General features: G+C 60.0%; 12 protein-coding genes. 4 read left to right on the top strand and 8 right to left on the bottom strand.

Annotation, left to right across the window (positions count from 1 at the left end; genetic code table 11):
- Positions 1-23 precede the first annotated feature (23 nt).
- A complete protein-coding gene (locus tag G6K99_RS20305; RefSeq protein ID WP_174197674.1) occupies positions 24-977 on the top strand; it encodes an aliphatic sulfonate ABC transporter substrate-binding protein in 954 nt (317 codons plus the stop codon).
- Between the two features lie 61 nt (positions 978-1,038).
- On the opposite strand, the gene G6K99_RS20300 is transcribed toward G6K99_RS20305, so the two are convergent.
- Positions 1,039-2,076 (bottom strand): NAD(P)-dependent alcohol dehydrogenase, encoded by a 1,038-nt coding sequence (locus G6K99_RS20300; protein ID WP_174197673.1) that lies wholly within the window; start codon positions 2,074-2,076, stop codon positions 1,039-1,041.
- Positions 2,077-2,198: 122 nt separating this feature from the next.
- Between G6K99_RS20300 and G6K99_RS20295 the strand changes: the two genes are divergently transcribed.
- Positions 2,199-3,122, top strand: a complete 924-nt coding sequence (locus tag G6K99_RS20295; RefSeq protein ID WP_174197672.1) for an AraC family transcriptional regulator — start codon at positions 2,199-2,201, stop codon at positions 3,120-3,122.
- A 58-nt stretch (positions 3,123-3,180) separates the two neighbouring features.
- On the opposite strand, the gene G6K99_RS20290 is transcribed toward G6K99_RS20295, so the two are convergent.
- Genes G6K99_RS20290 through G6K99_RS20265 form a run of 6 tightly spaced genes read right to left on the bottom strand, consistent with a single transcriptional unit; the run spans position 3,181 to position 10,757 of the window.
- Positions 3,181-4,401 carry a M20 family metallopeptidase gene (locus tag G6K99_RS20290; RefSeq protein ID WP_174197671.1) on the bottom strand — a complete coding sequence of 407 codons (1,221 nt, stop codon included), beginning with the start codon at positions 4,399-4,401 and terminating at the stop codon, positions 3,181-3,183.
- 22 nt (positions 4,402-4,423) lie between these two features.
- Positions 4,424-6,067, bottom strand: coding sequence for an ABC transporter ATP-binding protein (nikE, locus tag G6K99_RS20285; protein WP_174197670.1), 1,644 nt, complete (start codon positions 6,065-6,067; stop codon positions 4,424-4,426).
- Positions 6,068-6,077: 10 nt separating this feature from the next.
- A complete protein-coding gene (locus G6K99_RS20280; protein ID WP_174197669.1) occupies positions 6,078-6,902 on the bottom strand; it encodes an ABC transporter permease in 825 nt (274 codons plus the stop codon).
- Entirely contained in the window at positions 6,895-7,842 is a 948-nt protein-coding gene (locus tag G6K99_RS20275; RefSeq protein ID WP_174197906.1) for an ABC transporter permease, read from the bottom strand. The genes G6K99_RS20280 and G6K99_RS20275 overlap by 8 nt, the downstream gene beginning before the upstream one ends.
- A 58-nt stretch (positions 7,843-7,900) precedes the next feature.
- On the bottom strand, positions 7,901-9,451 hold the full coding sequence (locus G6K99_RS20270; protein ID WP_174197668.1) for an ABC transporter substrate-binding protein: 1,551 nt from the start codon (positions 9,449-9,451) through the stop codon (positions 7,901-7,903).
- A gap of 40 nt (positions 9,452-9,491) precedes the next feature.
- Complete coding sequence (locus G6K99_RS20265; protein ID WP_244631548.1) at positions 9,492-10,757, bottom strand: M20 family metallopeptidase; 1,266 nt, start codon at positions 10,755-10,757, stop codon at positions 9,492-9,494.
- 162 nt (positions 10,758-10,919) lie between these two features.
- Between G6K99_RS20265 and G6K99_RS20260 the strand changes: the two genes are divergently transcribed.
- The gene (locus G6K99_RS20260) at positions 10,920-11,675 is read left to right on the top strand and encodes a GntR family transcriptional regulator (protein WP_062459564.1); all 756 of its coding nucleotides are present in this window, start codon (positions 10,920-10,922) and stop codon (positions 11,673-11,675) included.
- A gap of 162 nt (positions 11,676-11,837) precedes the next feature.
- Here the strand turns inward: G6K99_RS20260 and G6K99_RS20255 are convergent, their stop codons facing one another.
- Positions 11,838-13,655: a PAS domain-containing methyl-accepting chemotaxis protein gene (locus G6K99_RS20255; RefSeq protein WP_174197666.1), complete on the bottom strand. Its 1,818-nt coding sequence runs from the start codon at positions 13,653-13,655 to the stop codon at positions 11,838-11,840.
- A gap of 422 nt (positions 13,656-14,077) precedes the next feature.
- Between G6K99_RS20255 and G6K99_RS20250 the strand changes: the two genes are divergently transcribed.
- Positions 14,078-15,616: a bifunctional diguanylate cyclase/phosphodiesterase gene (locus G6K99_RS20250; protein WP_244631547.1), complete on the top strand. Its 1,539-nt coding sequence runs from the start codon at positions 14,078-14,080 to the stop codon at positions 15,614-15,616.
- Position 15,617: the final 1 nt, after the last annotated feature.

The following is a 15,617-nucleotide window of genomic DNA, read 5'->3' as shown; positions in this document are numbered from 1 at the left end:
AAAATAGCAGATCGGACCAAGCTATGATCACCAAGCGTATATTCCTTGCCGCTGTCACCCTCGTCAGTGCCGCCGCCGTGTTTGCCCCTCCTGTCCAGGCAGCCGATCAGGTGGTGCGGATCGGCTGGTTGCGGGGACCCAACGACATCACGCTCGCCAAATCCCGCGGCACGCTGGAAAAGGCGATGTCCGATAAGGGCATCAAGGTCGAGTGGGCGGGCCCGTTCCCGGCTGCAGCACCTGCTTTCGAAGCACTCAATGCCGGCAGTATCGATATCACCGCCGGCAGCTCGACCTCTGCAATTACAGCCCTCTCCGCCAAGATCCCGCTGGTGATCTTCGCCTATCAGAAAATGTCGGCAGGCTCCGAAGGCATCGTGGCGACGAAGGGTTCTGGTATCGCCTCCATCAAGGATCTCGCCAGCAAAAAGGTGGCAGTGAACCGCGGTGGCACGGGGGAATATCTACTGATGCGGGGATTGGAGACGAACGGCATCGATCCTGCAAGCGTCGAGCGCGTCTATCTTAGTCCCAGCGACAGCGGCCCGAGCTTCAGCCAGGGCCATGTCGACGCCTGGGCGACCTGGGATCCGTTCCTGACCATCGCGGAAAAGGCCTATGACGGCACGGTCATCGCCGATGGCGCCGCCATCAGGTCCGACAACGCTGTCGTTCTTGTCGCGAGCCGCGAATTCGCCAAGGATAAGGCCGATCAGCTGCAGCTCGTCTTCGATGTCATCAAAGCGGAAAACGCCTGGGCAGTCGCCAACAAGCCGGAGGCCGGGGCGATCTGGGCGAAGGAAATGAACGTACCGGCAGAACTCGGGGCGAAGATCGGCGAAAACAATGCGGTGCCGACGACAGCCGTTTCGCAATCGGCCGTAAAGCAGATCAATGCCGTGGCTGAGTGGTACGCCAAAAGCGGGATCATTCCTGAAATGCCCGACATTGCCGCCGGCGTCGTCGAGCTGAAATAAATCTCGACGAGCCGATTTTCGATCTGGAGGTCGCCGCCCGGAAAATCTTCCACGCCGGCAATCATTCACCCATGACGATCTGCAGCTTCACGTCTTCCGGCCGGCCTTCCGCCGCCCGTTCGAACGCCTTGATCGACTGGTCGAAATGGAACGTGTCGGACACCAGCGGCTTGAGGTCCACCTTGCCGGCCGCTATCAGTGCGAGGGCCCGGTCGAAGACATTGGCGTAGCGGAACACGGTCTCGATCCGGCATTCGCGCGAGCAGGCGGCCGCGATATCGACCGGGACGGGTTCCGGCGGCAGGCCGACAAGCACGACGGCACCACCGGGGCGAACGATCTTGAAGATGTCGCGGATGGCGGCGGGCGCACCGGAGCATTCGAACACGATATCCGCGCCCCAGCCGTCGGTGGCGTTGTTTGTGGCTGTCACGATGTCGGTCTCGCGCAGATTGACGCCGGTAATCCCGTCATAGGTCTCGGCAAGCTTGAGCTTGGTTTCCGACAGATCGGAAATCAGCACGCGCGAGCATCCGCCAGCCAGGGCCGCCAGCGCCACCATGATGCCGATCGTGCCGCAACCGGTGACAACAGCCGTGTCGCCGGGCGTGATGCGGGCGCGGGATGCCGCCTGCATTCCGACGGCAAAGGGCTCGACCATCGCTCCCTCGGCAAACGAGACATTGTCGGCCAGCTTGTAGGTGAATGCTGCCGGATGGACGGTCTCCGGGGCGAGGATGCCATGAACCGGCGGCGTTGCCCAGAATGTCACTGCGGGATCGACATTGTAGATCCCCAACCGCGACGCCCGCGAATTCGGGTCGGGAATGCCGGGTTCCATGCAGACACGGTCGCCTTTTTTCAGGTGGCTGACGTTGGCGCCGACCTCGATCACCGTGCCGGCAGCCTCGTGGCCCAGCACCATCGGCTCGTTGACGACGAAATCACCGATGCGACCGTGCGTGTAATAATGCACATCGCTACCGCAGACGCCGACGGTGTGCAGCTTGATGCGGACGTCATCAGGGCCGAGGTTTTGCGGCAGGTCGATATCGCGCAGGGTAAGGTCGCCGACGCGTTCGAGAACTAGTGCTTTCATGATCTTTATCTTTCTTCCATGCCGCAGACATCGCCACTGTGAACGCTCCTACGACATGAAACTAGTTGGCTTCTTGCTTTCAACTGGTATTATTTTGACATGCTGCGGTGCAAGGTGACGGGATGGCGACAACAAACCAACGGAATTTGGCGCAGCCTGTTTCGCACGCGGCCATGCGCGAGCAGATCGTTCTGCCCGGCGGCATGTCCTACCTCATCCGCCGTGACGACTATCCGAACCCGATCGGCGTCTGGAATTATCATCCGGAATGGGAGATCCACTATATTCCCGAAGGCCAGGGTTTTGCCTATGTCGGTGATTATGTGGGGCCGTTCAAATCCGAGCATCTGATCCTCACCGGAACCAATCTGCCGCATAACTGGATCTCGCCCGGCGCTCCTTCGCTTCCCGGCCGCGATCTCGTCCTGCAATTTGATGCGGACGCGCTGATCGGAATCCGCAATGTGTGCCCTGAATTCGACGTGCTCCACAGACTGAGTTCGCTTGCCGCGCGTGGGGTCGAGATCCTCGGGCCCGAGGCAGCGGAGATCGGGGCGAAGGTTCTCCTCCTGCACCAAACGCAAGGCCGCGGCGGTCTGACGCTGTTCCTCGACATCCTCAACGAGATCGAAGCCGCTCCCCGCAAGCGCCTGCTTGCCAGCGAGCACTTCATATCATTCTACAACGAACAGTCCGACAAACGGCATCGCCGGATCGACCAAGCCATCCAGATCCTGCAGTCCGACCCGGTCAAGCAGATGCATGAGGTAGCTGATATGGTCGGTCTGGCGCCTTCCGCATTTTCCCGCGCGTTCAGACGCCTGACGGGAATGAACTTTTCTCATTACAGCCGTTCGGTCCGGGTCTGGCGGGCTCGGACCATGCTAGCGGAAACGGAGATGCCGATCACCGGCGTCTGCTTTGAAGCAGGCTTCAACAACCTCTCCAATTTCAACCGCTATTTCCGGATGGAAACGGGGCTGACACCGCGCGCCTATCGCATGGCAGCCCGTATCCGGGGCCGATCGATCGTTGCCGCTGCGTAAGGGAACCAGCGTCAGCAAGACGGGTGTCCCGGGCGATCGACACGCCCGGGAACAGGTCTCAGGCCACTTCGCAAATATCGAGGATGGTCAGCATGTAGACGCGGATCATGTCGAGGAAATCGACGATGTCGACGCGCTCGTCCGGCATGGTGTTGTAGCGACCACCCGGGCCGCAGACGATGCCTTCCATGCCAAGCTCGTGGTAGAGATGGCCGGCATCTGTGCCGTAGAAACGCGTCGGCGTGATCGCGCCGGTCGGCTGCTTCTCCCCTCGGACAGCCTCATAGGCCGCATTGATCGATTTGACGATGCGGCTATCCGGCGAAACCTCGAAGGGCGGCATCAGAGGGCGGCCTTCGATCATCTCGGGGACGAGCTTCGCCTTCAGGCCCGGGAAACGGCCTTCGAGTGCCCGCAACTCATCGGCCAGATCGGCGAGAACGCCTTCCTGCGTCTGGCCCGGTGCATAACGGCACGACCCTTTGAGGCGAACGAAGTCGGCCACTTGCGGCGGACGCCATTCCTCGAGGTCGCGACCGAGCGCGCCGTGGACGACGCCCACATGGCCGCGGTTGATCGAGCGGTGGACATCGCTTCTGGCACCGCTGAAGGTCATCGCATTGATGCGCGGGATGATATCGCAGGCGGCGGCAATCGCGTCGACGGATTCTTCGCGCTTCGACAGGTGGCGGGTGTCGCCGGTCAGCTCGATGACATAGCTCAGTGCTGCCGCATGCATGGTGACGGCAACGAGGTCGCTCGGTTCGCTGTTGATGAAATAGTCGGCCTTCACGCCGCTTTTGATCGCCGCAAGTGTCCCGACGCCGCCCTGCAATTCGCCGACGACGAAGGTCAGGATCACGTCGCCCTTGAGCTTGACGCCCGCTTCAAGCAGCGTCTTCACCGCGCAGAAATAGGCGGCATCGCCGGCCTTCATGTTGGAAACGCCGATACCGTAGATGAATTTGTCGTCGACGAGACCGGCATAGGGGTCGACGGTCCAACCTTCGGTGACCGGATTGGTATCGAGATGGCCGTTGAATAGCAGGCTCTTGCCGCCGCCTTGGCCTTTCAGGCGACCGATCGTGTTGAACCGCCGGCCATCGTCGAAGGCCTGCAGCTCGGCTTCGACGCCGATCTTATCCAGTTCTGCCGCCATCCAGCGCGCCAGAACCTTCTCGCCTTCCGTCTCCGAATGGCTCTTGTGCTGAACCATCTTCGACAGAAAATCGAGGCAGGCCTTTTCGTCGATCCGATCCACGAGGGACTTCGGGTCCATTGTCATGCTCCTTGATGCGCAATTACTGGTATTGAGCGGCGGCGCGTGGCACCGCCTCGATCAGGCGGCGGGTGTATTCCGCCCGGTCGGGACTATCGATCTCGGACGCCTTCACCACCTCGATCAGATCGCCGCGATACATGACGGCGATCCGGTGGGCGATCTGGCGGATCAGGTTGAGGTCGTGGGTGATGAAGAGGTATGCGGTACCGCTGGCCTTCTGCAGTTCCAGCAGAAGCTCGACGACGGATGCTTGCACCGAGACGTCGAGCGCAGACGTGATCTCGTCGCAGATGACCAGCTTGGGTTTGGAGGCGAAGGCGCGGGCAATCGCTACGCGCTGCTTCTCGCCGCCCGAGAGCTGATGCGGATAGCGGTTTGCGTGGGTGCGCGGCAGGCGCACCTGCTCCAGCATGTCACCGACCTGTCGCTCAAGATCGCTGGCATCGCCGAACAGTTTTAGCGGGCGCGAGAGGATCTCGAATATCTTCTGACGCGGATTGAGCGAGGCATCCGGGTGCTGGAAGATGATCTGCACGTCCTTGCGATAGGCGTTGTCCATATCGCCGAGATTGCGGATCTCGCGTCCTTCGAACCGGATCTTGCCCTCGAACCGGTTGAGACCGGTCATCGCCTTGGCGAGCGTCGATTTGCCCGAGCCGGATTCTCCGACAATGCCGAGGATTTCTCCCGGACTGATGCTGAGGCTGATCGCATTGTTGCCGGTCACGCGCTCGGTCTTCCGGCCGGTCAGTGCCGAGAGAAACGGCTTGCGACCGAAATGGACGCTGACATTCTCGACCTCGACCAGCGGCTTCTCCGTCGGAGCGACATCATCGTTTACCAGCCGGCGGGCCGGATCGGGAACCGCGTTGATCAGCTCGCGGGTATAGTCCTGCTGCGGATTGGTGAAGATGTCACGCACCGTGCCCTGCTCTACGATCTCGCCGCGTTTGATGACGGCGACGCGGCCGGCGGTGCGGGCGACCAGTGCAAGGTCGTGGGAGATGTAGAGCGAGGCGACGCCTGTTTCAGCCTGCAGCTCGACGAAGAGGTCGAGGATCTGACGCGAGGTGATCACGTCGAGTGCCGTGGTCGGCTCGTCGAAGATGATGCATTCGGGATTGCAGGCAAACGCCGACGCGATGACGACACGCTGCTTTTCGCCACCGGATGCCTCATGCGGCATGCGGTGCATCATCTGCGCTGGCGTCTTCAGGCCGACATGGGCAAGCCGCGCCTCTCCTTCCGTCCATGCCTGCTGCCAGGACAGGCCGCGGTGGCGCACGAGAACCTCGGCCAGTTGTTTGCCGAGCGAGAGGGTCGGATTGAGCGATGTGCTTGGATCCTGGAACACCATGCTGATACGCCGTCCGCGAAACGTTTCCATTTCGCGCTCCGCCTTTTCCAGCAGATTGTCTGAGCCCAGCAAGATACGTCCGCCGGGCTCGCGGGCGTTCTTGGGCAGGTAGCGCATGATCGACCATGCAAGCGACGTCTTGCCCGATCCGGATTCTCCGACGAGGCCAAGGATCTCGCCGCGGTGGATGGCAAGGTCGATGTTCTTCAGCGCGTGAAACGGGCCGTTGGTGGTCTCGTAATCCAGCGAATAGTTCTCGATTGTGAGAACTGGGGTATCGGGCGAAGGGTGTTCGGTAGTGGTCATGATTTTCACCTCAGGCCCGCGGATTGAGGGCATCGCGGAGACCGTCGCCCAGGAGGTTGAAACCGACGGCGACGATCGCGATCGCCACGCTCGGCCAGATCAGGATGCCAGCGGAAAGATGCATGTAGCGGCGCGCTTCCGATACCATCAGTCCCCATTCGGCAGCCGGTGGCTGGGCGCCGAGACCGAGAAAGCTTAAGGTCGCAAACAGCATCACCGCGAAGGACACGCGAATGGTCATCTCGACGATGATCGGCGCAATCACGTTGGGCAGCATTTCGCGGCGGATGATGTAGCCGGCACTTTCGCCCCGCGCGACGGCGGCGTTGACATAGTCCTGCTTTCGCACCGACAGCGCAACGCTGCGGGTGATGCGGGCCATGCCCGGCGCAAACGCGATCGCAACGGCGACCAGGGCATTGACGGTGCTGGAGCCGAGAAGGTTGACCACCAGAAGGGCAAACAGCAGGCTCGGTATCGACATGACCGCATCGATGGTGCGCATGATCAACTCGTCCGCACGACCGCCGAGGAAGGCGGATGCGGTTCCGATCAGCGCCCCGATCAGGGTACCGACGATGGTGGCAAGAACGGCCATGACGACGGTTGCCCGCGCTCCGATCAGAAGCCTGCTGAAAATGTCGCGACCATACTGATCGGTGCCGAGCCAATAGGTGAGGCTCGGACCTTTATAGCGGGCAAGAGGCGACAGCTTTTCCGGATCGTGCGGCGCAACCAGAGGGCCGAAGACGACGACCAGCAGCACGAACAGGACGAGGAACATACCGATCGCGCCCTGCGGCGTCTTCAATAGACGTTTTGTGAAATCAATCATACTGGATCCTCTTGTCGAGCCAGGCATAGAGGATGTCGGCGATGAAATTGACGATTGAATAGGTGGCAGCCATGATCAGCACGCCGGCCTGGATCGCCGGCAGGTCGCGGGCCTGGATGGCGACGATCAACTGGCGTCCGATACCGGGAATAGCAAAGATCTCTTCGACGACGATGACGCCACCCAGAAGATAACCCACATCGAGCGCGACAATGGTGATGGTGGGAAGAAGCGCGTTGCGCAGCGCATGGCGGCGCAGAACCTGTCCGCGAGAAATCCCCTTGAGCCGTGCAGCGCGAATGTAATCGGTATGCAGCACGTCCACCAGTTCGGATCGCACCATGCGCGAGACATGGGCAATCAGGATGATCGAGATGACGCAGACGGGCAGGACGAGATGGGTGATCCCGCGGGAAAAGTCCTCGGTCAGCGGCACGTAACCGGTCGGCGGCAGCCACTTCAGCCAGTCGGCGAAGAACAGCACGGCGACAGTTGCCGTCACGAATTCCGGAAGTGCGACGCCCGCATAGGAGATCAGGCTCACCACCATGTCGGCGACCTTGCCGCGGCGGATGGCGGCGATAATGCCGAGCGGGATCGCGAGAACCAGCATCAGGCCGATCGACAGGAAGGCCAGAAGCAGCGAACGACCGAGCGCTTCGAACATGACCGGACCCACCGGTTGGCCGGTGCGCAGAGATGTTCCGAGATCACCCTGAACCACATGCCACAGCCAGGTCAGATACTGCTGCCAGATCGGCGCGTTCAGGCCCATGGTCGCACGCAGCGCGTCGAGCGCTTCCTGGGTCGCGTTTTCGCCCAACATCATGACGGCCGCATCGGCCGGCAGGACCTGGGTTATGGCAAAGACGATCAGCGACACGACGAACAGCGTGTAGACGATCATCACCAGCCGCTTGGCTATGTAATTCGGGGACAGGGTCGTGTTCCTCTGACAAGAGAGCCGGACGCCTGGCGGCGTCCGGCAGGTTTTAAGATCAGCCGCGCTTCGGTGCGTCTGCTGTCAGCGAGACATAGTCGAGACGGAACACGGATGCGCGCGGATGCGCTTCGTAACCTGAAACCCAGCTGCGCTTAGCCGAGAGGACGTCGAAGAAGGACGGAATGATCGAGGGAACTTCCTCGTTCATGATCTCCTGTGCCTTTGTGTAGAGCTCGGTCCGCTTGTCGGTGTCGATCGTTCCGCGCGCTTCGTTGACTAGGGCATCGAAGGCCTTGTTGTTCCAGCGCGTCTCGTTCCAGGAGGCATCCGACGTGTAGAGCAGCTTGAAGATGCCGTCAGGGGTGGGCTGCATGTTGTAGAAGCCGACGTAGAACGAACCCTTTTTCCAGACCTGCTCGAGGTAGGTCGCATGCGGCATCGTCTGCACGTTGATGGTGATGCCGACTTCCTTGGCCATTTCCTTCAGTGCAACGGCAAGCTGCGTGCGGACCGCGGGGCGGTCGGAGGCGACAAGGGTGGCTTCGAAACCGTTCGGGAACCCGGCCTCGGCAAGCAGCTTCTTGGCTTCCTCGATGTTCTGCTCGCGCTGCTTCACGCCCTTGAAGAACTGGTAGGAGCCGTTGAGCGGCGTGTCGTTACCCTGCGTTCCGAAACCTTCGGTGACGAAACCGACCATTGCTTCCCGGTCGACAGTCAGTGCGATGGCGCGGCGAACGCGAGGATCATTGAACGGCGCCGTATCGCAACCGAAATTGATGTTGCAGAACTGGCCGGACGGCGTGCGCAGCACATCGACGCCATCGCTGCCGTCGAGGCGCAGATATTCGGTCGGCTGGATGGTGGAGACGATGTCGACATCGCCAGACATCATCGCGGAACCTTCAGCGGAAATGTCCGGGAAGACCTGCACTTCGACGCGGTCGAGATAGGGACGAGCCGGGTCGTAATATTTCTCGTTGCGCTCGACGACGATCAGGCGATCGGGCTCATAGGAGACCAGCTTGAACGGACCCGTACCGACGGCCTTGGTCGACAGACTCTTGAGGTCGCCGGTGGCGATCGATGCCGGAATGATGCGGGCGCTTGTATAGGCCATGGAGACGGGAAGGTCGGCATAGGCGCCGGTCAGCTTGAACATGACGGTTGCGTCGTCGACGGCGACGATATCGGCGATCGGGCCAACATTGTTGCGGCCGGGGGATGCTGTCGCTGGATCAAGGATTGCCTTGAAGGTTGCGACGACGTCCTTGGCCGTGAACGGCGAGCCATCATGGAAGGTAACGCCGGTGCGCAGCTTGAACGTCCATTCGGTCAGCGCCTCGTTCGGTGTCCAGCTTTCGGCCAGATCCGGCTCGACCGACATGTCGACCTTGAGACGGGTGAGGTTGCTGTAGAGCAGCTCGGTCACCAGGTATTCCGGGTTGACGCGGGTCAGAAGCGGGTGGATGACGCTGACGGCCTGGTCGACGGAGATTTTCAGCGTACCGCCCTTGGCCGGTGCTGCGGCCTGGGCAGAGCCCAGCGATGGCGTTGCGAGAATGGCGGCGGTGCCGGCCAGGAAGAAGCGGCGTTTCATTTCCAGCATGTTTATCGTTCCCTTTATGCTTCGATGCTGCTTGGTATGGCTATATGCGACTTTCAGGCATGGCCTCGGCAGCGAAATCCGCCGCGAGATAGGCGAGAATGCTTTTTGCGAGTGCGAGGATGTCCTGTCGGGTCGTGTGCTCTTCCGGGCTGTGGATGCAGCTTTCCGGGCGGCCAAGGCCACCGAGCAATACTTCAGGGCCAAAGCCGGCCTTCTGGACATAGCCGAAGTCCGAACAGCTGGCGGCGCCCCATTTCTGAAAATCGTTCGGCTTGTATCCGACGCCGAGCGAAAGCGCCTGTTGCCAGCGCGGCCAGTGCGGGCCATCGGGATCGTCGGTCGGGATCAGATGGCCGACAAGATCGACTTTGAGCCCGAGCTCTGTCCCTTCGATGCAATTTCGGATCGTCGCTTCGATCTCGGCGCGTGCGTCCTCATAGCTTTCCTCCGGGGCATATCGACGGCTGACGAGGATCTTCACCTCGGCCGGAACCTGCCCGCCCGCCGTGCCGCCGTTCACCGCGGATATGGTCAGCTGTGGCCGCAGCGGCCCGGTTGCATGCGGCGGCGGAGCGAGCTTGGATGCGCGTTTGGCCACGTCAGGCTTCAGCGCTGCGAGCGCATTCAGAACCGGCAAGGCGCCCTCGATGGCATTCACACCCGCGCCGGTGCGATTGCCCTCGCCGGCATGGACCGCATGGCCGGTAATCGTGACCTGCAGGTTGAAGATCCCGAAGCAGCCCGCCCAGATGCGTGGTGCGGCCGTTCCGTTGAAATTGAGGATATGCCCCTTGAGCATGCCCTGTTCCGCGAGATAGCGAATGCCGGGATACAGACCGCCTTCTTCATCCGTGCACAGGAGCAGCATCGGATCGTAAGCGAGAGAAACGCCGCATTCGCGTGCCGCCCGAAGCGCCAGAAGCGTCGCAGCGATTGTGCCCTTCATGTCGGCAGCACCAAGCCCGAAAAGGTCATCGCCTTCGACCGTCAGCTTCAGCGGATCGCGGCTCCAGCCGGGAGCGACAGGCACCGTATCGACATGATAGTAGAGACCGCAGACAGGCAGGTCCGTTTCGCGCCTCGCAACGAGATTGATGCGTTCGCCCGACGCCGGTCCGCCCTCGACATGCCAGAGGTCGTGAGGCACCGTCACGCGCTCGAATTCGAAGCCAAGCGGCATCAGCAACTCGGTCATCAGATCCGCAAACGCGCCATAGCCTTCGCCCGGTGGAAAGGTGGTGTCGACCGCAACCATCCGTGCAAGATCCTGCACGGCCATCTCGACATCGCGGTCAATCGCTGCCATGGCAGACGTCAGGGGCTCAGAAGTGGTGCCTGGTTGCTGTAGGCTCATCTCGGTCGTCCTCCGCATTCCGACAGCCTTCACAACTCGGCTCATTAATATAAACTATATAGTAATACAGCGTAGATCGGCATCACGTGTCAACTCCAAAGAAGAGGCAATTCATTGCCTGATAATTCAGCAAATGCCGCCCGACTGAGCGACCTGTCTCTGCCTCTCTATGAGGTCGTGAAACGACAGATCACCGAGGCGATCATGATCGGCGCCCTGGAGCCCGGCTCCGTGCTGCCGAGCGAGATCGCCCTGGCGCAAACCTATGGCGTTGCTGTCGGAACGATTCGACGCGCGCTGATGGATCTCACCAACGACGGACTTTTGAGCCGACGCCGCAAGACCGGGACCGTCGTGACCGGACGCAAACCGCAGCACGGATTGCGCCTGTTCTTCCAGTATTTTCGTCTTCACGGGCTGGACGGCTCGCTGAGCAAATCCGTTACCAAGGTCACGTCGCTGGAATTCGGCGAGGCTTCGGACGAAACAGCGGCGAAGCTGCAGATTGAAACGGGCCGGCCGATCGTGCATTTCCACCGCGTCCGCTATATCGACGACCGGCCAATCATGCACGAAACATTGACGCTGCCGCGCGAGCGCGTCCCCGGCTTTCCGCAGAAGCAGGAGGACATCCCGCCGCTCTTTTATCTGCATCTCCTCGAAAACTACGGGATCCGGATTTCGGCGATCCGTGAACAGATCGGCGCGGACCTGGCATCGGAGGATGATGCACGCTGGCTGAACCTGACGCTTCCAGCCGCAGTCATGACGATCGACGAAGTGGCCTACGACCAGATGGCCGTGCCAGTGCTCATCTCTGCGCACCGGGCGACGACTGCGGACCACCGCTACGTCAACGAGATACAGTAAGCGCGCGATCAAGCTTCAACACTGAAGCATCTGACGCGATGAGCTTCGCTACATTAGCGCAACGTCTAGCAAACCAAAACGAGATGGCGAAACCGCCGCGAGCGTGATCCGGGCTCGCGGCGGTAACAGCTTATTTTCAACGGCTTGGAGCCTATTGTTAACTCAGAATTCTTCCCAGTCCGCAACCGCCAGGGCAGCGGAAGACGAGGCGTTAGCGATCTTGCGCGGCATTGCGACGGCTGCAGGGCGATCGGAAATGGGCTGTGCGACCGGTCTTGAAGCGACGGGGCGATGGGCGATCGGATTGCGCTTCTGCAATGTCTGGGCCGGGGCCCGATCGGTGTCGAAATTGAACTGTTCGAGCAACTGGAACAGCGCGGCCGCTTCCCTTGCCATTTCATGGCTCGCAGCTGTCTGCTGCTCGACCATCGCGGCGTTTTGCTGTGTGCCCTGATCGACCGTGTTGATCGCACGGTTGATTTCGGTCAGCGCGGTGGACTGTTCGCGTGAGGTTTCGACGATCGCGGTGATGTCGCCGTTGATACCTTCGACATGGGTCGCGATCTCGCGCAGGGCGGCGCCTGCCTTCGTGACCAGCGAGACGCCGTTTCCGACATGCGTGCTGGAGGCCGTGATGAGTGTCTTGATTTCCTTGGCCGCTGTTGCAGAGCGCTGCGCGAGTTCACGCACTTCCTGCGCAACGACGGCAAAGCCTTTACCGGCCTCGCCTGCGCGCGCCGCTTCAACACCGGCGTTCAGCGCCAACAGGTTTGTCTGGAAGGCGATTTCATCGATCACGCCGATGATGTTCGAGATTGCCTTCGACGACGCTTCGATCTGGTCCATGGCACCAATCGCTTCACGCACCACGTCACCGGAATGGTTGGCATGCTCCTTCGTGCGGGCAACCAGTTGGCCGGCTTCCTCGGCGCGTCGGCTGGAATCCTTCACGGTCGTGGTGATCTCTTCCAGGGCTGCTGCGGTCTGCTCGACAGATGCGGCTTGCTGTTCGGTCCGCTTCGCCAGATCGTCCGCCGATGTGCGAACCTCATTGGAACCGGCCGAAATAGCCTTCGCGTTTTCGGCAACCATCACCATGGCCTGCTTCAGCTTCTGCGACGCGGCATTGAAGTCGGTCCGCAGGCGCTCCAGTGATGGAATAAACGGCTTTGCAATTTGCTGCGAAAGGTCACCATCGGCGAAACGCGTCAGGCCTTCCGCGAGGCGCTCGACGTTCTCGACCCGGCCGGTAACATCGGTGGCAAACTTGGCGACCTTGATGACCTTGCCACTGGGATCGAAAACGGGGTTGTAGGAAGCCTGGATGTAAACGCTACGGCCGTCCTTGCTGATGCGGCGGAACTCGTCGGCAACATATTCGCCGCCGCGAAGGCGCTCCCACAACTGCGTGTATTGCGGGGATGCCGCTTCGGTCGGGTCCATAAAGATCCGGTGATGCTTACCCACGATCTCGTTCAAGGAATATCCGAGCGCCGACAGGAAGTTGTCGTTGGCGGTAAGGATTTCACCCTGGGGCGTGAATTCGATGGTTGCCTGCGCGCGGGAAACAGCTGAAAGTTTGGCTGCGCTGTCGAGCCCATTCATCTTTGTTTCGCTGATGTCGTTGGCAAACTTGATGATCTTCAACACCTTGCCGCTGGCATTCTTTACCGGATTGTAATTGCCGCGGATCCAGATTTCCTGGCCGTTTTTCGCAATGCGCTTGAATTCGCTGCACTCGAACGTGCCGCCCTTAAGCTTGCTCCAGAAGGCTTTGTATTCAGGCGTTGCAGCGTAATCTCCGTCGACAAAAATCCGGTGATGCTGACCGATAATCTCCTGCTCGCTATATCCCATCAGATCGCAGAAGTTTGTATTGGCTCGCAATATGCGTCCTTCGGTATCGAACTCGATGATCGCGAAGGACAGGTCTAAGGCCGAAAGAATTTGATTAGAGTTTGCGCCGAAAAAATCGAACATTACGAAGCCTTGCAATACAGGTGATTGGTCAACCATCATCGCAAACAATTGTTAAATTAGTAATTAAGACTTGGCAAAAAACAAGAATAAGCCTTTGTAAAAATACAATTAAGCGTTGCTCAATAGTATATTCCTATTGCCTAATCTATGTTGGGTAGTCTCACCTTCAGTTTGCCGGAAGTAGAGGCGAGCATCCTGCGCGGCGTGCCCTTCCTGCCGCCATCAGTCCATCTTTAGCAATCGATAACCCTCTCTCGACAAACAGTCATGTCCCGGGGCTTGGCATCCATTGCCTAGAAACGTTTGCGGATTACCTCTCGGTCAACTCCGAACGGTAACCAACCATGAACGCTGTGACGTCTATCCTCCACACATTGGAACCTCATCCGTTTCAGCTTCTCAACACCGAGAAAATACTAGAGATGTTGCCGCGCCCGGTCTTGGTTGTCGGATCCGATGGTCTCGTCGTCTACGCCAACAAGGCGAGCGAAGTCTCATTCGGCGCATTTCCCGGGGGCGCTGTCCACGCGCTTTTTACGGGCCTGGTCACAGACCTGCCCGACACCAGCTCCGCCCCGCTTTTAGTCACGTCCATCCATAGCGGTGAGAGCTTCGATGCCGCGTTCGTATCCTTCGACGACGGGCAGTATCTCGTTGACTTGCGACCTGCATCGCAGAACCAGGGCATCGCCATCAAGACCGATGTCGACGAACTGACGGGCCTTGCCAAGCGGAACGCCTTGCTTTCGCACCTGTCGTCCGCTTTGAGCAACGGTTCTAAATCTTCATCGATCGCCGTCCACTGCCTCGATCTTGACCGCTTCAAGATGGTCAACGACACGCTGGGACATGCAACAGGCGACCTTCTTTTGAAAAAGGTGGCCGACCGCCTCAAGGCCGCGTGCCGCAAAAGCGATGTCGTTGCGCGTCTTGGCGGGGACGAGTTCGTGATCCTCCAGCATGATGTCGACGATCTTGCAGCGGCCGAGAAACTCGCTTCGCGGATCGTGGACCTTGTCGGCCGCACCTATGTTCTCAACGGTCATACAATCAATATCGGCGCAAGCGTCGGCGTCGCCTTTGGCGCTGATGCGCTCCAGCCAGACGACCTGCTCCGCAACGGTGATCTTGCTCTCTACGAGGCAAAGAAGGCCGGGCGCGGACGTTACCGCATGTTCGAAAGCGGGATGGACGCTCTACTCCTCGGACGTCGGGAAATGGAGATCGATCTCCGCCGCGCGCTGGCCCTGAAGCAGTTCAAGCTGAACTATCAGCCGTTCCTCGATGTCTCGACCAAACGGGTGGATGGCTTCGAGGCCCTGCTCCGGTGGGAACATCCCGTCAAAGGCAACATCCCGCCTCTTTCCTTTATCTCGCTTGCGGAGGAAAACGGCCTGATCGTCAAGATCGGCGAATGGGTTTTGCGTACAGCCTGCCTGGAGGCAATGTCCTGGCCGAATGATATGATTGTCGCCGTCAACGTCTCGCCGCTTCAGTTCAAGGCGGACACACTGCTGGAAACGGTCGCATCGGCGCTAAGGCACTCGGGATTGCCAGCCCATCGTTTGGAAATCGAAATTACCGAGGGCGCCCTGCTCGATGACACGGATAACGTCATCCAGACGCTGAATGCCATGCGCGCGCTTGGCGTCAGAATCTCCATGGACGATTTCGGCACTGGCTATTCGTCCTTGAGCTACCTGCAGAAGTTTCCATTCAACAAACTGAAGATCGATCGCTCGTTTGTCGCCTGTGAAGACGCAGACAGCGAGGCGATCCTGCGATCAATCGCAAGTCTCGGGACGAGCCTCGGGATGTCGATCACGGCTGAAGGCGTTGAGACGGCGGAACAGTTGGCGCGCATTCGTGGCGAACGCTGCACCCATGTGCAGGGCTATCTGACGGGACGGCCCATGGGCACGGATCAGATTCCGGCGTTCCTGGCACAACACGTTTTATAGA

It is taken from the genome of Neorhizobium sp. AL 9.2.2, assembly GCF_013317225.1.
Lineage (GTDB): Bacteria > Pseudomonadota > Alphaproteobacteria > Rhizobiales > Rhizobiaceae > Neorhizobium > Neorhizobium soli.
This window is presented reverse-complemented; position numbering and strand designations above follow the sequence as displayed.